The sequence below is a fragment of the Kitasatospora sp. NPDC058406 genome (genome assembly GCF_042722765.1).
In the GTDB taxonomy this organism is placed as follows: domain Bacteria; phylum Actinomycetota; class Actinomycetes; order Streptomycetales; family Streptomycetaceae; genus Kitasatospora.
Genome location: NZ_JBHXKE010000171.1, coordinates 1 through 21,319, shown reverse-complemented (window position 1 = coordinate 21,319; position 21,319 = coordinate 1). Strand labels below are relative to the sequence as shown.

Annotated in this window: 18 protein-coding genes; 9 read left to right on the top strand and 9 right to left on the bottom strand. The window is 72.8% G+C overall.

Annotation, left to right across the window (positions count from 1 at the left end):
• Positions 1-64: 64 nt before the first annotated feature.
• Positions 65-1,669 (bottom strand): SpoIIE family protein phosphatase, encoded by a 1,605-nt coding sequence (locus tag ACFWOG_RS28195; RefSeq protein ID WP_380361505.1) that lies wholly within the window; start codon positions 1,667-1,669, stop codon positions 65-67.
• 238 nt (positions 1,670-1,907) lie between these two features.
• Here ACFWOG_RS28195 and ACFWOG_RS28190 point away from each other — a divergent pair, with 238 nt between their 5' ends.
• Positions 1,908-2,465, top strand: a complete 558-nt coding sequence (locus tag ACFWOG_RS28190) for an O-acetyl-ADP-ribose deacetylase (protein ID WP_329885751.1) — start codon at positions 1,908-1,910, stop codon at positions 2,463-2,465.
• A gap of 238 nt (positions 2,466-2,703) precedes the next feature.
• Here ACFWOG_RS28190 and ACFWOG_RS28185 read toward each other — a convergent pair whose 3' ends face one another.
• Complete coding sequence (locus ACFWOG_RS28185; protein ID WP_355406408.1) at positions 2,704-3,537, bottom strand: class I SAM-dependent methyltransferase; 834 nt, start codon at positions 3,535-3,537, stop codon at positions 2,704-2,706.
• Between the two features lie 335 nt (positions 3,538-3,872).
• On the opposite strand from ACFWOG_RS28185, the gene mshA reads away from it, so the two are divergent.
• Both mshA and ACFWOG_RS28175 read left to right on the top strand, forming a co-directional pair.
• Positions 3,873-5,303 (top strand): D-inositol-3-phosphate glycosyltransferase, encoded by a 1,431-nt coding sequence (gene mshA / locus ACFWOG_RS28180; protein WP_380361502.1) that lies wholly within the window; start codon positions 3,873-3,875, stop codon positions 5,301-5,303.
• 195 nt (positions 5,304-5,498) lie between these two features.
• On the top strand, positions 5,499-6,071 hold the full coding sequence (locus tag ACFWOG_RS28175) for a YbjN domain-containing protein (protein ID WP_329885608.1): 573 nt from the start codon (positions 5,499-5,501) through the stop codon (positions 6,069-6,071).
• A gap of 9 nt (positions 6,072-6,080) precedes the next feature.
• Here ACFWOG_RS28175 and ACFWOG_RS28170 read toward each other — a convergent pair whose 3' ends face one another.
• Complete coding sequence (locus ACFWOG_RS28170) at positions 6,081-7,466, bottom strand: MDR family MFS transporter (RefSeq protein WP_380361500.1); 1,386 nt, start codon at positions 7,464-7,466, stop codon at positions 6,081-6,083.
• 148 nt (positions 7,467-7,614) lie between these two features.
• On the opposite strand from ACFWOG_RS28170, the gene ACFWOG_RS28165 reads away from it, so the two are divergent.
• On the top strand, positions 7,615-8,373 hold the full coding sequence (locus tag ACFWOG_RS28165; RefSeq protein WP_329885606.1) for a phosphoglyceromutase: 759 nt from the start codon (positions 7,615-7,617) through the stop codon (positions 8,371-8,373).
• Between the two features lie 81 nt (positions 8,374-8,454).
• Here ACFWOG_RS28165 and ACFWOG_RS28160 read toward each other — a convergent pair whose 3' ends face one another.
• From ACFWOG_RS28160 to ACFWOG_RS28140, 5 genes are all read right to left on the bottom strand, one after another.
• On the bottom strand, positions 8,455-9,693 hold the full coding sequence (locus ACFWOG_RS28160; RefSeq protein ID WP_380361497.1) for a tyrosine-type recombinase/integrase: 1,239 nt from the start codon (positions 9,691-9,693) through the stop codon (positions 8,455-8,457).
• A gap of 420 nt (positions 9,694-10,113) precedes the next feature.
• Positions 10,114-10,332 (bottom strand): helix-turn-helix domain-containing protein, encoded by a 219-nt coding sequence (locus tag ACFWOG_RS28155; RefSeq protein ID WP_380361495.1) that lies wholly within the window; start codon positions 10,330-10,332, stop codon positions 10,114-10,116.
• Positions 10,333-11,553: 1,221 nt separating this feature from the next.
• On the bottom strand, positions 11,554-12,867 hold the full coding sequence (locus ACFWOG_RS28150) for a DUF3987 domain-containing protein (RefSeq protein WP_380361493.1): 1,314 nt from the start codon (positions 12,865-12,867) through the stop codon (positions 11,554-11,556).
• Positions 12,867-13,517 carry a hypothetical protein gene (locus tag ACFWOG_RS28145; protein WP_380361491.1) on the bottom strand — a complete coding sequence of 217 codons (651 nt, stop codon included), beginning with the start codon at positions 13,515-13,517 and terminating at the stop codon, positions 12,867-12,869. The genes ACFWOG_RS28150 and ACFWOG_RS28145 overlap by 1 nt, the downstream gene beginning before the upstream one ends.
• Positions 13,518-14,128: 611 nt before the next feature.
• Entirely contained in the window at positions 14,129-14,560 is a 432-nt protein-coding gene (locus ACFWOG_RS28140) for a hypothetical protein (RefSeq protein ID WP_380361489.1), read from the bottom strand.
• 228 nt (positions 14,561-14,788) lie between these two features.
• Between ACFWOG_RS28140 and ACFWOG_RS28135 the strand changes: the two genes are divergently transcribed.
• The 3 genes from ACFWOG_RS28135 to ACFWOG_RS28125 all read left to right on the top strand — a co-directional run bounded on the left by ACFWOG_RS28135 (position 14,789) and on the right by ACFWOG_RS28125 (position 17,775).
• On the top strand, positions 14,789-15,544 hold the full coding sequence (locus tag ACFWOG_RS28135) for a GntR family transcriptional regulator (protein WP_380361487.1): 756 nt from the start codon (positions 14,789-14,791) through the stop codon (positions 15,542-15,544).
• Complete coding sequence (locus ACFWOG_RS28130) at positions 15,541-16,092, top strand: GNAT family N-acetyltransferase (protein WP_380361485.1); 552 nt, start codon at positions 15,541-15,543, stop codon at positions 16,090-16,092. Before ACFWOG_RS28135 ends, ACFWOG_RS28130 begins: the two co-directional genes overlap by 4 nt.
• Positions 16,093-17,187: 1,095 nt before the next feature.
• Complete coding sequence (locus ACFWOG_RS28125) at positions 17,188-17,775, top strand: lytic polysaccharide monooxygenase (RefSeq protein WP_329885605.1); 588 nt, start codon at positions 17,188-17,190, stop codon at positions 17,773-17,775.
• A gap of 500 nt (positions 17,776-18,275) precedes the next feature.
• On the opposite strand, the gene phoU is transcribed toward ACFWOG_RS28125, so the two are convergent.
• Positions 18,276-18,959 carry a phosphate signaling complex protein PhoU gene (phoU, locus tag ACFWOG_RS28120; protein ID WP_329885604.1) on the bottom strand — a complete coding sequence of 228 codons (684 nt, stop codon included), beginning with the start codon at positions 18,957-18,959 and terminating at the stop codon, positions 18,276-18,278.
• Between the two features lie 306 nt (positions 18,960-19,265).
• On the opposite strand from phoU, the gene ACFWOG_RS28115 reads away from it, so the two are divergent.
• A complete protein-coding gene (locus tag ACFWOG_RS28115; protein ID WP_329885603.1) occupies positions 19,266-20,540 on the top strand; it encodes an ATP-binding protein in 1,275 nt (424 codons plus the stop codon).
• 2 nt (positions 20,541-20,542) lie between these two features.
• Positions 20,543-21,235, top strand: coding sequence for a response regulator transcription factor (locus ACFWOG_RS28110; RefSeq protein ID WP_327678296.1), 693 nt, complete (start codon positions 20,543-20,545; stop codon positions 21,233-21,235).
• The last annotated feature ends 84 nt before the right edge of the window (positions 21,236-21,319 follow it).

The following is a 21,319-nucleotide window of genomic DNA, read 5'->3' as shown; positions in this document are numbered from 1 at the left end:
CCGCGGGTCCACCCGCGGGGGCCGGGGCTCGTCGTCGTCCGGGTGTCCGTGCACGGCGGGCGCCTCAGCCCAGGATCAGCTGCACCGGGTTGCGTTCCAGCAGCAGCACCGCGACGTCGTCCGTCAACGCGCCGCCGTTCAGCTCCTCGACCTCGGCGATCGCGCTGTCGACCAGCCGGCCCCTGGTCAGCCCGGCGGACTGGTGGTCGCCGACCAGGTCGGCCAGTCCGTCCTGGCCGAGGCGGCGGGATCCGGCGCCGACGCGGCCCTCGATCAGTCCGTCCGTGTAGAGCATCAGCCGCCAGCCGGAGGGGAGCTCGAACCGGTGCGACGGCCAGACGGCCTGGCCGTCGTGGCAGGGGAGCAGACCGAGGGCGGGGCCGGCGTGGTCGGACGGCAGGGTGACCGGCGTGTGGTCCGCGCCGAGCAGCAGCGGCGCGGGGTGGCCGGCGAGGTAGAGCCTGGCGCCCTCGGCGGCGCCGGGGGTCCCGGGGTCGCCGGGTTCGATGACCAGCATGCAGAGCGTCGCGAAGATCTCGTCGCTGCGGCGCTCGTGCTCCAGCACGTGCTGGAGCGTGCTGAGCAGGGCCTCGCCGGTGAGCCCGGCGAAGACCAGGGTGCGCCACGCTATCCGGAGCGCCACCCCGAGGGCGGCCTCGTCGGGCCCGTGGCCGCAGACGTCGCCGATCACCACGTGGACGGCGCCGTCGTCGGTGCGCACCGCGTCGTAGAAGTCGCCGCCGAGCAGGGCCCGGCGGCGGCCGGGGCGGTAGCGCCGGGTGAAGGAGAGGTTGGCGCCGTCCAGCAGCGGGGTGGGCAGCAGGTGGCGCTGGAGGCGGGCGTTCTCCTGGCCGCGCAGTTCGGCCTCGACCAGGCGGCGCTGGGACTCGTCGGCGCGCTTGCGCTCGACCGCGTACCGAAGGGCCCGGGCCAGCAGCGGGCCGTTCGTCTCGTTCTTGATCAGGAAGTCCTGGGCGCCGGCGGCCACGGCCGCCGCGCCCAGTTCCGCGCCGGCGGCGTCGGTGAGCACCACGACGGCGGTGTGCGGGGCCCGGCGGAGCAGTTCGTGCAGGCCCTCCAGACCGTCGGACGGGTCCGAGGGGTGGGGCAGGTCGGCGGGGGCGTCGAGGTCGAGCAGGACGCAGCTGAAGTCGTTGCCGCGCGGTCGGCTGCGCCGGCTGCCGGACGGGGCGGGGGCGAGCAGCTCGGCGGCCTGGTCGAGGCCACGGGCCCAGTGGATCTCGATGGGGGCACCGCTGTCGGCGACCGCTGCCCTGAGCAGTTCGGCGTCGGATGCGTCGTCCTCGATGACCAGCAGCTTGAGCGGGGCGGCGGCCGGTGCGACGGGGGAGCGGACCGGCGAGGGGGGCTTCCCGGGGGCCGTTCCGGCGGTGCGTCGGGCACCCCTGCCGCCGTCGGGCGCGGTCGGGACCCGGGTGGCCGCTCCGGTGGGGATCCGGGTGGTGGCTCCGGCGGGGGAGGATCCGGCCCGTGCGGTGGAGGCGCCGCCGTCGGACCGGGGGTGAGGTATCGGCGCGGTCGCCGTGAGCGGGCCGGCCGACTGCTCGGCGTGGGCGGACCGGTCGCGGGCACACCTCGCGTGGGCGCTGTCCAGGGCGCCCGGCAGGTCCGCGGCACCAGGTGCCCGCCCGTCTCCCGTTGCGGGCATCGGCTGATCCTCCTTTTCCCCGAATGCGTAACGGCCGGCGTCCGTCCGCAGTGCCCGCTTGGCACCCCGCGGCGGGGAACTTCTCGCGACCATAACGTGATCTCCGGGGATTTCTCTGGCCGACCGGCGCCGTTGTGGCTATCGCCACGCCGGTGGCGGTGTGTTGGATGGGAGCGGGTACATCGGCGGAGGCCCGTACCGGCGGTGTGGGGACGGGCCGGAGAAAGGGGACGGCATGGTGACGCGCATCACCCTGGTCGAGGGTGACATCACGGAACAGCAGGTGGACGCGGTGGTGAACGCCGCCAACTCCTCTCTGCTGGGCGGCGGTGGCGTGGACGGCGCGATCCACCGCAAGGGCGGACCGCAGATCCTGGAGGAGTGCCGCAGGCTGCGGGCCTCGCAGTACGGCCGGGGGCTGCGCACCGGGCAGGCGGTGGCGACGACGGCCGGTGACCTGCCGGCCCGCTGGGTGATCCACACCGTGGGGCCGGTCTATCTCGTGGAGGAGTACGGGGAGCGGGCGGAGCTGCTGGCCTCCTGCTACCGCGAGTCGCTCCGGGTGGCGGTGGAGCTCGGCGCGCGCACGGTGGCCTTCCCGGCCGTGTCGGCCGGGGTGTACGGGTGGCCGCCGGCGGACGCGGCCAGGATCGCGCTCGGCACCGTCGCGGAGGTGACGGCGGACCCGGGGTTCGGCGGCGGACTGGAGGAGGCGCGGTTCGTGCTGTTCGGGAGGGAGACGTACGAGGTGTTCGAGGGCGTCGGACGGGAGCTGGGGTCGACGGGGAGGGAGTGAGGTCCCGCCCGGGTGCCCCCATGGTGGCGTGACGGGACGTCAACACGCCAGAGATATTCGATAACTCGTTCGAGTGAATCCGCCGACTCGCTCACCGCCGCCCGGCCCCGACGGGCCCTCTCCGGTGGACCGCCCCGGCGAACTCCCTCCGCCGGGCCCGCTCCGCCGCGCCCCTCCGCCGGGCCCGCCCGGGCGGACTCCCGGGGCGACTCCCCGGAAGGCGGCCCCGGTGGGCGCGCTACGGCGCCAGCGCCGCCCAGGGCAGCGTGACCTCGCCCTGCCGCCACCGCCCGCGCGCGTCCACCAGCGGCCAGCCGCCCGCCAGCGCGGTGCAGGCGGCCACCCACCGCTGCCGCGCGCCGAACGCCCCGTACGGCGCGGCGGCCGCCCAGGCGCGGTCGAAGTCCCGGAGGAAGGCGTGCACCGGGCGGCCCGGCACGTTGTGGTGGATCAGCGCCTTCGGCAGCCGTTCGGCCAGGTCGGACGGCTGGCCGAGGCCGCCCAGCCGGGCCGCGAAGGTCACCGTGCGGGGCCCCTCCGGGCCGAGTGCCACCCAGACGTGCCGGCGGCCGATCTCGTCGCACGTCCCCTCCACCAGCAGCCCGTCCGGCGTCAGCCGGGCGCACAACCGCTCCCAGACCCCGGCCACCGCCGACTCGTCGTACTGGCGCAGCACGTTGGCGGCCCGGATCAGCAGGGCCGGTTCGCCGCCGTCCAGCGGCACCTCGAAACCGCCGCGGCGGAACGTCAGCAGCGGCGGCTCCGCGTACGGAAGGGCGGCGGCCACCCGGTCCGGTTCGATCTCGATCCCGACCACCCGGACGTCCGGCCGGACGGCGCGCAGCCGTCCGGACAGTTCGACCGCCGTCCAGGGCGCCGCCCCGTACCCGAGGTCCACGGCCACCGGCGGGCGGCCGGCGGAGCGCAGCGCGGGCCCGAGGGCGTGGGCGATCCAGCGGTCCATCCGCCGCAGCCGGTTGGTGTTGGTGGTGCCGCGCGTCACGGTGCCCACCGGCCGCCCCGCCCGTGCGCGGGCGGGCGCGGTGACGGAGTCGAAGGAGGAGGCGGCCATGCCCCACAGCGTACGTGGCCCGTCCGGGCGGGCCGGGGGCTCGGGCCCGGGGCCGCGGCCGGGCCGCCCGGCGCACCCCGGGCCGCCCGCCCCGCGGGGCCGCTCCGGTGCGCCCGTCGTCCCGTCGGCCATCTCGTGCAGCGAGACGGGAATGCCGGTCGGTGACCACGTGGTTGGCACACTGGTGGTGATGTGTGTCCGGACGGGGCCGGCACGCAGCCGCGCCGCAGCAGGTGTCGCGGCGGTGCGGCGTGCGCGGAAGCACACACGCCGGACAGCAGGCAAGCAGGCAAGCAGGCTGCAGAGACGGGCAGCACAGAGGAGGCTTCAGCCAGGTGATCCAGCACCCCGTCCGTTCGGTTCGCCGTGCCCAGCCGGCCCCGCCCGCGCGCGGCCGGCTCCAGTCGCTCGTCCAGGGCCGGCAGCGTCGGCCGCGCCGGATAGCCATGCTCAGCGTCCACACGTCGCCGCTGCACCAGCCCGGCACCGGTGACGCGGGCGGCATGAACGTCTACATCGTGGAGCTGGCCAAGCGTCTCGCCGAGCTCAACATCGAGGTCGAGGTCTTCACCCGGTCGATCTGCTCGGACGACGCGCCGACCGTCGAGCTGGCCCCCGGGGTGCTGGTCCGGCACGTCACGGCCGGTCCGTACGAGGGGCTGGTGAAGGAGGACCTGCCGGCCCAGCTCTGCGCCTTCACCCACGGCGTGCTCCGCACCGAGGCCGGACACCGCCCCGGTCACTACGACCTCGTGCACTCGCACTACTGGCTCTCCGGGCAGGTCGGCTGGCTGGCCGCCCAGCGCTGGGGCGTGCCGCTGGTGCACACCATGCACACCATGGCCAAGGTGAAGAACGCCGCGCTGGCCGAGGGGGACACCCCCGAGCCGGCGGCCCGGGTGATCGGCGAGACCCAGGTGGTGGAGGCGGCCGACCGGCTGATCGCCAACACCACGGAGGAGGCCGCCGAGCTGGCCCGGTTCTACGCGGCCCGGCCGGACCAGCTGGCCGTGGTCCACCCCGGCGTCAACCTGGACGTCTTCCGCCCGGGCCGGGCGGTCGGTCCGAACGCGGTGGGTGCCCCCGGCCCGTCGGACGCGCTGGACGGCGTGGTCGCCCGGCGGGCGGCCCGGGCCCGGCTCGGTCTGCCGGCGGACGCCGCCGTGCTGCTCTTCGCCGGCCGGATCCAACCGCTGAAGGCGCCCGACGTGCTGCTGCGCGCCGTGGCGGCGCTGCTGGAGCGGCGGCCGGAGCTGCGCGAGCGGCTGGTGGTGCCGGTGGTCGGCGGCCCGTCCGGCACCGGGCTGGCCAAGCCGGAGAGCCTGCACAAGCTCGCCGCCCAGCTGGGCATCTGCGACGTGGTGCGTTTCCACCCGCCGGTGGGACAGGAACTGCTCGCCGAGTGGTACCGGGCGGCGACCGCGCTGGTGATGCCCTCGTACAGCGAGTCGTTCGGGCTGGTCGCGCTGGAGGCGCAGGCCTGTGGCACGCCGGTGGTGGCGGCCTCGGTGGGCGGTCTGCCGGTCGCGGTGCGGGACGGCGTGACGGGCACCCTGGTCCACGGCCACGACCCGCGGGCCTGGTCGCACGCGCTGGAGCCGTACGTCACCGACCCGGGCCTGGTGGCCCGGCAGGGGGACGCGGCGGCCCGGCACGCGGCCGGGTTCGGCTGGGACAGCGCCGCCGCGACCACCGCCGAGGTGTACGCCGGCAGCCTGGCCCGCCCGGCCGGGCGGCTCACGGGCTCCCGGCTGCGGCTGGCTTGAAGGCGTCGGCGACCGGCCGGTCCGCGGGCACCGGCTACCGGCTACCGCGGGAGGCGCCGGCTGCGGAGGCCCACGCGCCCCGGGCTGCCCGGGCGGGCTGCCCACCCCGGCCGCCCGCGTCCGGTCGCGGCGCGGCGGGGAACTCCGGCCGGCGTGCTGCTGCGCCCGGCCGTACCGCCGAGTAACGTCACCCTCATGGCAATCCGCACCAAGGACGAGGCCCTGACCCTCCTGCGCGCCGCCCTGGACGAGGCAGGGGTGGCCTGGGAGCCGGCCCCCACCGATCCCCACACGCTGGTGGCGACCCTTCCGGGCAACCGGAAGCTCAGCACCACCTGCGCCCTGCGGGTCGGCGACCACACCCTCTCGGTGAACGCCTTCGTGGTCCGGCGCCCCGACGAGAACCACGAGGCGGTCTACCGCTGGCTGCTGGAGCGGAACACCCGCCTGTACGGCGTCGCCTACGCGGTCGACGCGCTGGGCGACGTCTACCTGGCCGGCCGGCTGCCGCTGGAGGCGCTGACCCCGGACACGGTGGACCGGCTGCTCGGCACGGTGCTGGAGAACGCCGACGAGCCGTTCAACACGCTGCTGGAGCTGGGCTTCGCGACCGCGATCCGTCGGGAGTGGGAGTGGCGCACCAAGCGGGGGGAGTCCACGCGCAACCTGGCGGCCTTCGCCCACCTCGCCGGTCCGGCCCCCGAGGGCCCGGCTCCTGACGGTCCGGCCGCGGAGCCGGCTCCCGGCGGCGGACCCGCCGCCGGGTAGCGGCCCGGCTCAGCAGCCCGTCGGAGCCTGCTCCGGTGCGGCGTCCGCCTTCCGGAGCGCCCCGGACGCCGCACGCCCGGACGCCACCACCTCGGGCTCGGTGCCGGCCCCGGTCACCGCGGCCGGGGTCGCCGTCACCACCGGAACGGTCACCACCGGAACGGTCACCGCCGGAGCCGCCGCCGCGCCCGTCCGCCGTCCGAGCAGCACGTACCCGGCCGCCGCGACCGTCCCGCAGGCCGCGCAGGCACCCCACAGTGCCCCGCTGCCGGCCCGCTCCAGCAGCACGCCGCCGACCGCCGGCGCGAGGAACGAGGCGAGCGACCAGGAGAGCGAGTAGACGCCCTGGTAGCGCCCGCGGGCCTCGGCCGGCGAGAGCTCGGCGACCAGCCCCATCATGGTCGGCGCGTTCAGGATCTCGCCGATCGTCCAGACCGCCACGGTGAAGGCGTAGAACCACGCCGAGGACCCGGCCAGCGCGGTCAGCCCGAACCCCCAGCCGATGAACAGCGCACTGGCGATCAGCAGGGCGGTCCGGTCGCGGCCCTCCATCCACCGGGTGAGCGGGATCTGGAGCACCACGATGAGCAGCCCGTTGAGGCCGATCACCAGGCCGTACTGGGTGGCGGTGATGCCGGCCCGTCCCATGTCCACGGCGAGCATGGTCGAGCCCTGCTGGGCGACCAGGGCGAGCAGCAGGTTGAGCCCGACCACCGCCATGAAGCGGCCGTCCCGGAACACCGTGCCGAGGCCGATCGCGGGCTTGCCCGCCTGCGCGGCGGGCGTGTCCGGCCGGGTCTCGGGGATCCGGACGAAGATGACCACCGCGCAGATCAGCGTGGAGATCGCGTCCAGCACGAAGAGCGTGAGGTAGCCGTGCGTGGCGATCAGACCGGCCGCCGCCGCCGAGAGGCCGAAGCCGATGTTGATCGCCCAGTAGTTCAGGGCGTAGGCGCGGACCCGGTCCTCGGCGGGCACGATGTCCGCGATGATCGCGGAGGTGGCGGGCCGGGTCGCGTTGTTGCAGAGGCCGACCAGGAAGGCGACCACCGCGATGGCCACCTGGCCGTCGGCGAAGCCGAGCACCGCGGTGAACAGCGCGGTGCCGAGCTGCGCCGCGACGAGCGTCGGCCGCCGGCCTATCCGGTCGGTCAGCACCCCTGCGCCGATCGACGCGATCGCCGAGCCGAGCCCGAAGAGCGAGGCGACCAGGCCCGCGTACGACGCCGAGTAGCCCCGTTCGGTCGTCAGGTAGAGGGCCAGGAAGGTGACGACGAAGGCGCCCAGCTTGTTGATGAGCGTGGACGTCCAGAGCCACCAGAACTGGCGGGGCAGCCCGCTCAGCGCCTCGGTCACGGCTCTTGCGACGCGGGTGGGGACGGACAGGTGGGGCATGTGGGGGCTCCCGGGCAGGCGGCGTCCGCTGAGCAGGACGGGCAGGACCGCTCAGCACATCGGTAAGTGTCACAACTGCAGTGCACACATTACTCATCAGGTGAGGCCGCGACCAGGGGCTTTTCCGGGCTCCACTAAGCTGGAGGCCATGGCTGACACGACGTACCGACTTATCCTGCTCCGTCACGGCGAGAGCCAGTGGAACCAGAAGAACCTGTTCACCGGTTGGGTCGACGTCGACCTCAACGAGAAGGGTGAGAAGGAGGCCGCCCGCGGCGGCGAGCTCCTCTCCGCCGAGGGCTACCTCCCGGACGTGCTGCACACCTCGCTGCTGCGCCGCGCGATCCGCACCTCCCAGATCGCCCTGGACAAGGCCGACCGCCACTGGATCCCGGTCAGCCGCAGCTGGCGCCTGAACGAGCGGCACTACGGCGCCCTCCAGGGCAAGGACAAGGCCCAGACCCTGGCCGAGTTCGGCGAGGAGCAGTTCCAGCTCTGGCGCCGCTCGTACGACACCCCGCCGCCGGTCCTGGCCGACGGCGCCGAGTACTCGCAGGCCGGTGACGCCCGCTACGCCGACATCCCGAGCGAGCTGCGTCCGCGCACCGAGTGCCTCAAGGACGTCGTCGACCGGATGCTCCCGTACTGGTACGACGCCATCGTCCCGGACCTCGCCGCCGGCAAGACCGTCCTGGTCACCGCCCACGGCAACAGCCTGCGCGCGCTGGTCAAGCACCTCGACGGCATCTCCGACGAGGACATCGCCGGCCTCAACATCCCGACCGGCATCCCGCTCGTCTACGAGCTCGACGCCGACTTCAAGCCGACCGTCAAGGGCGGCCGCTACCTCGACGCGGACGCCGCCGCGGCCGCCATTGAGGCGGTCAAGAACCAGGGCAAGAAGTAACCCACCTGGCGAAACGGCCCCCCACCTGCGCATTCAGCGCTGGTGAGGGGCCGTCTTCATTTCCGGGCCGTCTGTGGGCCGTCAGCCTTCGTGATCTTGAACCCCGAAGACCCCTTCGATCGCCTTCCGGGCGCGGTCCCGGCTGTCCGGCAGCAGGTGCGCGTACACCCGCAGCGTCAGCCCCGGATCGGCGTGCCCCAGGTACTCGCTGACGACCTTGATGCTCTCCCCAGCGTCCAGCAGCACCGAGGCGTAGAAGTGCCGCAGCGCGTGCATGCCGTGCTCCCGAGCGGCGGCGTGGGACTCCCCCTTGGCCCGGGGCGGGATCACCCCGGCGGAGGCCAGCGCGGGCTTCCAGTAGTCCTCGTTGAGCATGCCGCGCCAGACGATCGAGTCCGACAGGCTGGTGAAGATCAGTTGCTTGGTGACCGGCGGCCCGCCGGTCTTCATCCACGGCAGGGTGATCTCCACCGGAGGGAAGCGCTCGATGTGGGCCCGGAGCGCGTCCGCCACCGGGCCCGGGAGCGGCACGCTCCGCAGCGTCCCGCCCTTCGGCGGGGCGAACACCGGCTTGCTGAGGCTGAGCTTCAGCTGCTGGGTGACGTGCATCGTGCCCGCCTCGAAGTCCAGCGCGTCCACGGCCAGCCCCAGGATCTCGCCCTGCCGAAGCCCGCAGCCGGCGCCCACGTCGACCGTCGCCCGGTACCGCTCGGTCATGGCGGCCCGGACGGCGAACACCCGGTCCGGCTGCCACGGGACGACCCGCTTCGACCCGACGACCGGCGGCTTGACCGTCTGCGCGGCGCACGGGTTCCTGGGCAGATGACCGTCGTCCACGGCCGCGCTCAGCACGGCACGGACGTTGGAGAAGATGACCCGGGCGTACGAGCCGGAGATGCCCGACGTCTCCAACTGCGCCACGAACTCCCGGATGTGCCCCGGCTGGAACGACCCGAGCGGCCGGGCCCCGATCCGCGGGAAGGCGTGCCGCCGGAGCTGCGAGCGCATCGACGCCTGCGTGTTGGGGTCGCTGGTCTGACTCCTCAGCCAGTGTTCGGCGAACTCCTGGAACGTGGTCTTCGCGGCCATCGGGTCGAGGTACTGCCCGCGCGACATGTCGGCCTCGATCCGGGTCAGCCAGTCCTCGGCCAGCCGCTTCTGGCGGTCGGGGAAGCTCTTGCTCTTCTCGGTGCCGTCCGGGGCGACGTAGCGGGCGCGGTAGCGCTTGCCGGTGCCGTAGCGGTCGGTGCGGACGCGGTGCGGCTTGCCGTCGGGGCCGGTCTCGGCCTTGTACCAGCGGTCTTGGATGTGGCCGGCCATGGGGCCGCTCCTTCGAGTGGTGGTGGCTTCGGTGTTGTTGGCGTTGGTGTTGGCGTTGTTGTTGGTGCTCTGGCCTGCGACAACAGCGGGGGCGGGGGGTCCGGCGGTCGCCGGGGGAGGGGGGCGGGGGCCGGTGCCCCGGGGGCCGGTCGCGGAGAGGCAGCCCGGGGTGGCCCGCAGGGTGGCTGGCCGGGGGCCGGTCGGGGGTGGGTTGTCCGGTTGGGTGGCGGGAGGGGGTGTGTGGTGGGGCAGGGAGGGAGGCGTTCGGTGCCGGGGAGGGGCCGTTTTCGGGTGTTCTGCGGGGGCTGCGGGGTGCCTCCCTGCCTCCCTGTGGCGGTGTATGCGCTGGTGGGGGCGGGGGTGGGTGTCAGGGAGGCGGGGAGGGAGTTCTCCCTGCTTCCCTGGCGGGTCCCTGGTGGTTCAGGCGGCCTGTTGGGTCTGGTCGGTGACCCATTGGGCGACGGCGTCGGGGTGGTAGCGGACGTGTCGGCCGGCGCGGAAGCCGGGCGGGCCGGTGCGCTTGCGGCGCCACTGGTAGACGGTCTCCAGGGGGACGCCGAAGAGGGAGGCGATGTCCTCGGGGGTGAGGAAGCGGGCGGGCAAGGCCGTGGCGGTGGTCGGGGTGCGGTGGTTGGCCAAGGTGGTCTCCGGGTGTGGTCGGCCTGTCTGTCACCTGTCACCTGTCACCTGTCTGTCGCCTGTACGGGGCAGGTCACGGGATGGGTTCGGGCGGTGCGGGGCCCGTTCCGGGGTGGGGATGACAGGTGACAGGACAGGTGACAGGTGGGTGGTCGGGCTGTCGTCGCGCTTGTCGTCCGGCTTGTCGCCTGTCTGTCCTGTCGCCTGTCTTGTCGCTTGTCGCCTCCCTGGTCGGGGGAGGGTTTCCGGGCTCTGCGGGTGGTTCGGCGGGGCCGGGGCGACAGGCGACAGGACAGGCGACAGGCGACAGGGGGGCTTGATCGGTTGCGGCGGGTGAGGTGTCAGGGCCGTCATGCCGGTGTCAGGAGGCCGGGGCCGGGTGTCAGGTCGGCGGCCGGGCGGGTCCGGCGGGGTGTCAGAGGCGTCAGGGCCGGCGTCGGGTGGGTGTCAAAGCCGTCAGAGCTGGGTGCCGGGCGGGGTGTGAGGGGCGTCAGACGGGGGTGTCAGAGGCGTCAGCTCGCGTGCGCGTGCGCGTTACCCGGGGGGTTTGGGCGTCAGCGGTGTCAGACGATCTCTGACACCCGGGGCCTGACGGTCGCGGTTGGCCCCTGATGTGACGGAGGGTGACCTCCCTCCCACCTCCCACCCGGCCGGAGAGCGTCCTCCCGGGCCCCTGAGCGGCTGGGGGAGGGCTTTCCGGGGTGGGGGGTGGGAGGGGGGAGATTGCGAGGAGTGACCGGTTCTAGCGACCGGGAGCGGGGTGCCGGGCGGGGCTGCGGGCGCTTTCCGGGGTTCGGCCGACGGGGGCGCTAGACGCTAGGCGGCTGGTCGGACCGGGTTCCGCCTGCTAGCGGGGTCGCTAGGTCTAGCGAGGGGTGACGCTAGGCCGGGGCTTGGTGGGGAGCGGGCGCGGGGTGTCGTGGCGGCCGGTGGGGCGTCCAGTTTTCTGGACGGTCGGGTGGTCGGCGGGGTGTGTTCGGGGGTCATGGCGGTGGTCTCCATCGTCTCGGGGGTGGTCCGGAAAGGCCGGAAAGGCCGTAAAGGGGTCTGAGCTGGGGTTTTGCGTGGCGGAAAGTGGTCCGGAAGGGTCCGGAAAGGGTCCGGGAGGTTCGGGGCCGGGGGATCGCGGACGGCTTTCCGGACCATTCCGGACCACTTTCCGCCAGCTGTTTTCGCAGGTCGGAGGGCTTTCCGGCCTTTTCGGCCTTTCCGGACCGCCTGTCAGTCGGGCGGGGCGTAGAGGTAGGTGGTCTGCTGGCGTCCGCCGGTGGCGAGCTGGGCGGCGACGAAGCCGGGCAACTGGCACAGGCGGGCGGTGACGTCGGCGCGCTGGGTGGCGTTCAGCCGCTTCAGCAGGACCTGCACCTGGGACTGCGTCATGCCGCAGGGCCCGGCGGTCTTCACCGCGTGGACGAGCTTGTCGAGGTGCGGGTCACCGGTGCTCGCGGCGGCGGCCGGACCGAGGATGTGGGCGGCGCTGGCGCGGGCGTACCGCACAAGGGCCCAAGCGGCGCGCAGGTGGTGTTCGGCGACGCGGTCGGTGTGGTCGAGGAGGGCGTAGACCATGGCGGCGCGCTTGGCGTAGGGGGCGGCGCGGGCGGTGAACTCCGCGATCGGACCCTCGTCGGCCTCGTCCCCGCAGAGCGCCGGGTAGACCTCCTCCCGCCACAGCTGCGCGGCCTGCTGGTCGAGCTGGACCTCTTTGACGCGGCGGGCGTCGGCGAGGACGGACTTCCACGCGGTGGCGAGGTTGTCGATCAGCTCGTCCGGGGCGCCCCGGCCGTCGGGGTCGAGGAGGTTGCGGTGGACGAAGACCGGCAGGAAGCGGTTGTAGGTGCCGCCGGCCATCTCGGCGTCCTGCATCTTCGCCCGCAGCTCGCGCGGGGAGATGTGGCCGATGACGGCGATGTGCGGGGCGGTGGCGTGCAGCGCTTCCCGGTTCATCACGCCCAGGTCCTCGCCGTTCCACGCCTGGCGCAGGATGCCGCTAAGGGACGAGCCCTCGCGCCGTCCCCGGGCCATGGTGACCCCGTACTCGGACTCCACGACCCACAGGCGCTTGTCGGTGACGCCGGGGTCCTTGTCGCCGTCGCCGTCGCGGACCATCTCGATCAGGCCCTCGCCGGAGGACAGGCCGGAGCGGGTGTTGCAGGCGATGAAGTCCGGCACGGCGGCCTTGAACAGGCGGCGCACGGTGTTCGTCCCCGCGCCCTTCCTGCCCGCGGCCGTCGCACCGACGGTCAGCGCCCAGATGAGGGCGGGGTGGCGGTCGTTGCCGATCCACATGAACGGCCCCGGACCGATCGCGGCGCCCCCGGCCGACAGCAGGTTCACCAGCACGCCCACCGGGTCGGCCTCCGTGGTCGGGTCGAGATCGCGCACGGTCTCCCCCGCCCACCCGCAGAACACCTCCGGGTCCGGCACCGGCCCAGGCCGCGTCGGGCGGTCGAGCCCCGGAGCGGCGTCGTACATCGGGTTCTGCCGGGCCTGTGGTCGGCCGTCGGGGGCGGTGGCGAGGTGGAGTTCGACGGGCATCAGGCACTCTCCGCAAGCTGGGCGGTGGTGGTGTCGGGAAGGTCGGCCTGACGGCCGTCGGGGCGGTGGTGGCGGTGCCATCCGGGCTGCCCGGGGATCGCCACCGGCGGCCACCCGGGAGAAGCGCTCACCGGCCGGTGCGCGGCCACAGCGGCGCGGGCCCGCTGCTCGGCCAGCTCCAGCGCGGTCGGGTGGTTCGACCAGGCCCGCACCGTCCTCACGAGGTCCTTCCACGCGGCTTCGTCCTCGGCCGCCCACGCGGCGCGGGCCCGCTCGCCGAGCACCAGGTCCGTGCGCAGACGGGCGTGGATCGCCTCCGGGGCCTGCTCGGCCTGCTGGCGCCAGGCTTCGGCGGCGGTGACGAGAGCGGCCTCCCGGCGCGGGTCGGCCGGCGCCAGCGCGGCGAACGCGGGCGTCCCGTACTCGGGGATGCCGAGGGGCTGTCCCCACCGGTCGAACACCACGGCCGGGCTGATCCGCCGGATCACGCTCAGGAAGCGCTCGGCGGCCCACCGGGCGGTGGAACGGTGCGCGTCCCGCACCGGCGCCGGGAGGACGATCGGGTCGGGCAGCACCGTTTCAACCACGTCCGGGTCCGCTTCAGCGGCACCGGCGGCGGGGGTGTTCACCGGGCGCTCACCGGCGCTCACGACACCGTGTCCGCCGTTCACGGACGGGTCCGTTTCGGGTCCGCCGGGCGCCGTTTCGACCACGCGGTCGGCCGCTTCGGGAGTGGGGTGAACGGGGCGGTGAGCACCCGACTGAACGCTGCTCACGGCGGGGCGTTCACCGCTCACGGTGGCGCCGGTTTCGGGCTCACGGGCGCCCGTTTCGGCGGCGGCGGTCGGCGTTTCAGGTCCGGGTGGTGGAGCTTCGGGGGCGCGGGAGTCGGCCCCGTTCTGGCTGGTCACAGCTACTCCTCATCGGTCGGGAGTCGGGCTGGAAGTCGGGGGTGTTCACCGGGAACGGTCGGGTGTTCACCGGTGAGCGCAGTCGGCTGTCGGTCGGGCCGTGACCACTGGTCAGGGGGCGACCGATGCTTGTGGGTAAAGGGCGGGAAGCGCTTCCCGGGAACCGGGAACGGTCGCCGGGAACGCCGGGAACGGTTCCGTGAGCGGCGGTGAACAGTCGGGTGTTCACCGCCTCCCGGGCGGGCCTGAAAGTCGGCCGACTGCGCCCGAAACGGGGGCGGCCGACTGGTCGGGTGAGCGGGTGGTGAGCGCCCGTGAGCGTCGGTGAGCGTTCACCCGGACAGGCTGCGTCAGGCGACGGCGAGCCGGAGGGTGTTCACCGCCGGGGCGGCGGGCGGCTGCGGGGCGGTGACGCCGAAGATGCGCGTCACGGCGGCGCCGAGACGGACCGCGAAGTCCTGCAAGCTGGAGTTGCGGCGGCCGGTGTAGATCTCCATCGCCATGTCCGCGAAGTCCTCGGCCACGTCCAGGCTGGTCTGCGCCATGGCGAACCACAGGCAGCCGACGATCTTCTCCTCGCTGCCGCTCTCCAGGTCCTCGCGCATCAGCAGCGCGCCCGGGGTGAACAGCAGGCGGCCGAGGATCTCCCCGAACGAAAGGTGCAGGGTCATCTGCACCGCCACGCGGGGGGACGTCTCGGAGACCTCCTGCTCACCCCACACGTCCACGGCGGTACGGACGGAACCGATGGCCAGCGGCAGGCCGGCGAGAGAAGCGTGCATGATGGAACTCCCTTCATGGGGCATGGAACGGCGTGCTTACTTGGCGGTTTGGGCGCCGTTCCATGGCAAGTCCTGGCATCGTCTGCATTGTCCGAACAATGCTGTCGGTGAAGAGATTGGCACGCTCAGCAAGCGCGGTCAAGCCCATCGTTCGCATTGACTGGACAATGCGCCGTGAGCTGCTGTTTCATGGTCTGCATGTCAGCGATGCGATCTGGGCGAGCGCCCATGTACCAGCAGATCTCCGACGCGCTGAGGCAGAAGATCGCGGATGGGACGCTCCCGGCCGGCGCGCAGTTGCCGACCGAAGCCGACCTGATCGCGCAGTTCGGCGTCGGGCGAGGAACCGTACGGCAGGCGCTCGGCGCGCTGGTCAACGAAGGCCTGGTCGTGCCGATGAGGCCCCGGGGTTACTTCGTGAAGGAGCGCCAGCCCATGGTGTTCCGGCCGCAGGCAGAGTTCCGCAAGCGCCCCTACTCGGCCGAGATGGACGCGTTCGTCACGGAGCACTCGGCGGACGGGCGGAAGCCGCGCCAGCTCATCGAGGTGGCCATCGTGGAGCCTGCGCCGGACGTCGCGAAGCGCCTACATCTGGAGGCTGGAGAGCTTGCCGCGGTGCGTCGGCGCATCCGCTGGCTCGACGGCGAGCCGTTCAACGTGAACGACAGCTACTTCCCGCTGGACATCGTCCGCGACTCCGAGATCATGCGGCCGGAGGACATCACGCGCGGAGCCAACGAGGTGCTGGCGGAGCTGGGCTACCGGCAGGTGCGGGCGCTCGACGAGCTGTACGTGCGGATGCCGACTCCCGATGAGGCGCACCGCCTTGAACTGGGGCCCGGAAGCCCCGTCGCCTACCACGTCTGCACCGGCTTCACGGCCGACGGCCGGCCGGTGCGCGTCGCGGTGACCGTGCTGCCGGGGGACCGGCACGTCATCTCGTACGAGCGTCGGTGGGAGCAGCCGCAGGACGGTGCCGAGTGACCGGGCTGGAGATGCGAGCGGCCACGCCGGACGAACTCCCCCTGGTCGAGGAGCTACTGACCAGCGCGGGCGCGTGGCTGGCGTCGCTCGGGAGCGACCAGTGGCAGTTCCCTCCGCGCCGGGAACGGCTGCTCGACTCGATGAGCCGGGGGGAGTGCTTCATAGCCCTCCGCGACGGTGAGCCGGCTGGAACGCTGACCGTGGACGAGCAGGCGGATCCGGAGTTCTGGCGGGCCGACGACGAACCGGAGACGGCGCTTTACGTGCACCGGATGGCCATCGCCCGTGCTGTGGCTGGCCAGGCCGTAGGTGCGCAGATGCTGGACTGGGCGGCGGCCCGCGCAGCGGCTGCGGGGAAGGTCAGGCTCCGGCTCGACGCATGGAAGACGAACCCGGCGCTGCACCTGTACTACCTGCGCCAGGGCTTCACTCTGGTGCGGATGGTTGACCTGCCCCATCGGCAGTCGGGGGCGCTATTTGAGCGCCTGCTGGGGCGGCGGACAGGGGCACATGTCGGCATCTCCGCGCCGATCGACGATGGCCAGTGACTCGACTGGGTGCCGATTCGACCGCGCTCCACGTCACCGCTCAAGCCAGAAGAATCCTTGTGATCTGCATCACGGCGCAAAGGGGGGCAAAATATGACCCTGATCTGTGACTGGCGTCACATTCTGTTGAGTTGACACCCTGTAGGCGGGGTGCCTTGTCTGGCCCCTGTGCTATGGCCGATGGAGGGCGTCGAATCATGCCTGGTTATCGCCGGTGGCTTGTGAAACATCCCCTGGTTTCACGGGTCGGGATGGCGCCTCGGGGTCAACGTCTTCCTCATCAGCAACGGCAAGTTGGCACACCTCATGGTGACTTGCGATGGCTGGTGGTGTTGGGGTCATCATGGGCCAACGTCAAAGGCCACCCGCTCAGCAAGGGCCTAGGAAACCGTGCGCTGTGCGAGTGGCCAACACCAACGCTTGGAAGGTGCCCTATGAGTTTGTCCCCTGCCCCAAGGGCTTTGTCAAACCCCCTCCTGGCGCCGAGCCTGGCGCTCGTGATCGTCATCCTGGTGTTCGTCTGGCCGGCGGTTGGGTCGCTGATGGCCATGTGGGGGAACGCAGTTGCTCTCGCGAGCGCACTGCTTGGCGCGATCGGCGCTGGCTGGGTGAGCCTCGGTCGGCGTGAACGTCGAGTTCGTCGATCGAGGTGAGTCCCGGGCCGTCTGTGGGCCGTCCGGTGTCGGCCGAGGGTGGCCAACGATGACAACTGTCGACGGCTCGATCCCAGGTCAGGGGCCCTTGATCAGGCCCGGAAAATCGACAGGCCAAACCCAGGGCAAGAAGTAGGCCCGCAGCGTCTCCGGTGGCCCGTGAGGGGCTGTGAGGGCCCTGTTCCCCGGGATCGGGGGCGGGGCCCTCTGGCGTACGGTCCGCCGGTGGATCGGCGCCAGGGGCTTTCAACTCCCTTGGGGTGCAGGGGTTTTGAGTGCTGCGAAAGTGGTTCAGACCATTGACGGCCCGGGTGGCTGCTCCTACCGTGTGAGCACCGCCCCGGCGCAGGCATGCCAAGGGCTCACCCCGTAGGCCGCCGCACCCCCACGCGCGCGCGTCTGCGTCCGGCGCACTCTCCATCCACCCCCACGGAGGAGCACCATGCGCACACGTCATATCGTCGGAGCCGTGATCGCCGCGCTCGCGGTGCCGGTCGCGGTCGCGCTGCCGGCGCAGTCGCACGGCTACATCACCACCCCGCCCAGCCGCGCCGCGCTCTGCGGGGCCGGCACGGTCAAGAACTGCGGCGCGATCCAGTGGGAGCCGCAGAGCGTCGAGGGGACGAAGGGGTTCCCGAGCAGAGGCCCGGCCGACGGCGCCATCTGTGCCGGCGGCAACAGCCGGTTCGCCGAGCTGGACGACCCGCGCGGCGGCGGCTGGCCGACCACGGCCGTGTCGGCGGGGCAGCAGCGGACCTTCACCTGGAAGTTCACCGCCCGGCACGCGACGACCAACTTCAAGTACTACCTGACCAAGGCCGGCTACGACGCCACGCAGAAGGTCACCCGGGCCAACCTGGAACTGACGCCGTTCCTGACCGTCCCGTACAACGGCGCCCAGGTGCCCGGCACGGTCAGCCACACCGCGACCCTGCCGAGCGGCCGGACCGGCCACCACGTGGTCGTCTCGGTCTGGGAGATCGCGGACACCGGCAACGCCTTCTACTCCTGCACCGACGTCAAGTTCTGACCGTCCGGGGGCGCGGACCGCCCCGGACGGCCGTCAGGTCCCGCCGGCGCCCCGGTGGTGAGGAAGCCGGGGTGCACGGCCGTCTCCCACGGCAGCCGTGCACCCCGGAGCTCCTCGGTGGTCGGTGCGGCTCAGTGACCGCAGCAGCCGCCGTCGACCCCGCCGCACTGGCAGGGGCCGCCGGACTGGCAGCCGCAACCACAGCCCGCGCTGCAGCCGCACCCGGCCGCGAGGACGGGCAACAGCCTCGGTGCGGGTGACTCGATGGTGTCGGGTGCCGGTGCCGGTCGGGTCGGGTTTGCCTTCATCGCGCTGGCCCCTCCTTCTGACGGGCACACTTCTGTGCCTACGGCATCGAGTGAAGCCGCCGACCGGAGGGAGCGTCAACGGGCGCGCAGTGGTGGGGAGTCCACGCATTCGTGCTTCCCCACCACCCCCGCTCCGGGTTTACTCACCCGCAGGGGTGAGGGCTGCCCGGCGCGGGACGCCCGCGACCGGGGTCACTCGGCCCCGGCGGCCGCCTCCGAGGCGGCGACGAACTCGTCCACGTGCTCACCGGTCACCAGGTAGACGACGCGCTTGGCCACCGAGACCGCGTGGTCGGCGAACCGCTCGTAGTAGCGGCCGACCAGGGTGACGTCCACGGCGGTCTCGATCCCGTGGTGCCAGCGCTCGTCGATCAGGTGCGCGAACAGCTCGCGGTGCAGCGCGTCGATCGCGTCGTCGTCCTGCTCCAGCTCCAGCGCCTTGTCGACGTTCTTGGTGGCGATCACCAGGCCGGCCTTGGCCACCAGTCGCTGGGCGAGCTGGCCCATCTCCAGGACCGTCGCGTGCAGGTCGCTCGGGACCGCCGACTCCGGGTAGCGCAGCCGCGCGACCTTGGCGACGTGGCGGGCGAGGTCGCCGCAGCGCTCCAGGTCGGCGCTCATCCGCAGGGAGGTGACGACGATCCGCAGGTCGGTGGCGACGGGCTGCTGGCGGGCGAGCAGGTCGATCGCCCGGTTCTCCAGCTCGTGGTGCAGGTCGTTGACCTTCTCGTCGGCGGCGATCACGCTCTCCGCCAGGGCCAGGTCCGCGTCGAGGAGCGCGGTGGTGGCCCGCCCGAGGGCCGAGCCGACCAGCCGTGCCATCTCGACCAGGCTGTCGCCGATCGAGTCGAGTTCCTCGTGGTACGCGTCGCGCATGATCTCTCCTCAGTAGCTGTGTCGGTGGCGGTGCCGACCGGTCATCCGGTACGACCGCCGTACGGCGCACGGGTGACCGCTGCTGGTGGCGCGAATCGTACGCGCGCACCTCGGGTGGCGGACGGTTGTTCTACTCCGCCACCTTCCCCACACGGGCTGCCCGGCCAACTCTCGGCCGTCCGGGCGACCACGCACGACCCGGACGGTGAACCGGCAGCTACCTGAAGGTGAATTCTCGGCAACGTGCGGCCGATCCCTTGATCCGACCCTGGGGGAGTGGCCGCACCGTGCGCTTAGGCTGGCGGTATGGACGTGAACGTGGCCGCCGCCGCTGCCTGCGCCATAGCCGGGCTCGGCGTCGGCCTCACGGCCTCGATCGCTTTCCGTTGGAGCGAGCGCGAGCAGGCCAGGGGCAGGTACGGCGGCACCAACCGGAATCAGGGGCCCAGCCCCGCGCAGGAACCCCCGCTCCCCCCGGGGGTCGACACCGTCCTCTCCGTGCTGCGGTCCTGCGCGATCGTGCTGGGCGAGGGCGACGAGGTGGTCAAGGCCAGCTCGGCGGCGTACGCCATGGGGCTGGTGCGCGGCGGTGCGGTCGCGGTGGACCAGCTGCTCGCGCTGGCCCGTGCCACCCGCCGGGACGGCGAGATCCGCCAGGCCGAGATGGAGCTGCCCCGCCCGGGCGCCGCCCGCGCCGCCGAGCCGCTCGCGGTCTCGGTCCGGGTCGCCCCGCTGGGCTCCCGGCTGGTCCTGGTACTGGTCGAGGACCAGACCGACCGCCGCCGGGTGGAGGCCGTCCGCCGCGACTTCGTCGCCAACGTCAGCCACGAGCTCAAGACCCCGGTCGGCGCCCTCTCACTGCTCTCCGAGGCGGTCGCGGACGCGTCCGACGACCCCGAGGCGGTGCAGCGCTTCGCCGGCCGGATGCAGATCGAGGCCACCAGGCTGGCCAGCCTGGTCCAGGAGATCATCGACCTGTCCCGGGTCCAGGACGACCGGCTGATGGTCGACCCGGAACCGGTCGCGGTGGACGAGCTGATCGCCGAGGCGATCGACCGCTGCCGCCAGCAGGCCGCCGCCAAGCAGATCCTGATCGCGGCGGGCGGCATCGCGGGCCTCTACCTGCACGGCAACCGCGGCCAGCTCGCCGCCGCGCTCGGCAACCTGGTCGAGAACGCCGTCAACTACAGTCCGCCGCGGACCAGGGTCGCGATCGCCACCCGCCGGATCTCCAGTGCGGCGGCGCTCGGCGAGGCCGACGGCGAACTGATCGAGATCTCGGTGACCGACCAGGGCATCGGCATCTCCGAGAAGGACCGCGAGCGGGTCTTCGAACGGTTCTACCGGGTCGACCCCGCGCGCTCCCGGCAGACCGGTGGCACCGGCCTCGGTCTCTCCATCGTCAAGCACGTGGCCGCCTCGCACGGCGGCACGGTCTCGGTGTGGAGCGTCGAGGGCCAGGGCTCCACTTTCACCCTCCGCCTGCCCGCCGGGCAGGCCCCCGTGGACCAGTTTCCCCACACGGGGAAGCCCGCGGAACCCCTGTCAGAAACAACCCCCCAGCTTGCCCCGGAGGCCTGATCGTGACCCGAGTACTGGTGGTAGAGGACGAGGAGTCGTTCAGCGACGCCCTGTCGTACATGCTTCGCAAGGAGGGCTTCGAGGTGGCCATCGCCGCCACCGGCCCCGACGCGCTGGAGCAGTTCGAACGGAACGGTGCCGACCTCGTCCTGCTCGATCTGATGCTGCCGGGGCTGCCCGGTACCGAGGTCTGCCGCCAGCTCCGGGTGCGCTCGAACGTGCCGGTGATCATGGTCACCGCCAAGGACAGCGAGATCGACAAGGTCGTCGGTCTGGAGATAGGTGCGGACGACTACGTCACCAAGCCCTACTCCACCCGTGAGCTGGTCGCCCGGATCCGCGCGGTGCTGCGGCGCCGCGGCGAGAGCGAGGGCCCGGGCGACGGCGGCGGCCCCGGCGCGCTGGAGGCCGGTCCGGTCCGGATGGACGTCGACCGGCACGTGGTGACGGTGGACGGCGCCAAGGTCGACCTCCCGCTCAAGGAGTTCGACCTGCTGGAGATGCTGCTCCGCAACGCCGGCCGGGTGCTCACCCGGATGCAGCTGATCGACCGGGTCTGGGGCGCGGACTACGTCGGCGACACCAAGACGCTGGACGTCCACGTCAAGCGTCTGCGGGCGAAGATCGAGCCGGACCCGGGCGCGCCGCGCTACCTGGTCACGGTCCGTGGCCTCGGCTACAAGTTCGAGCCGTAAACCGGCCCGGAGGACTCCGGGACGAGGGCGTGCGCGCCGTCGCCCGCAGGGCAAGGGGAACGCCCCTCCGGCACTCGCCGGAGG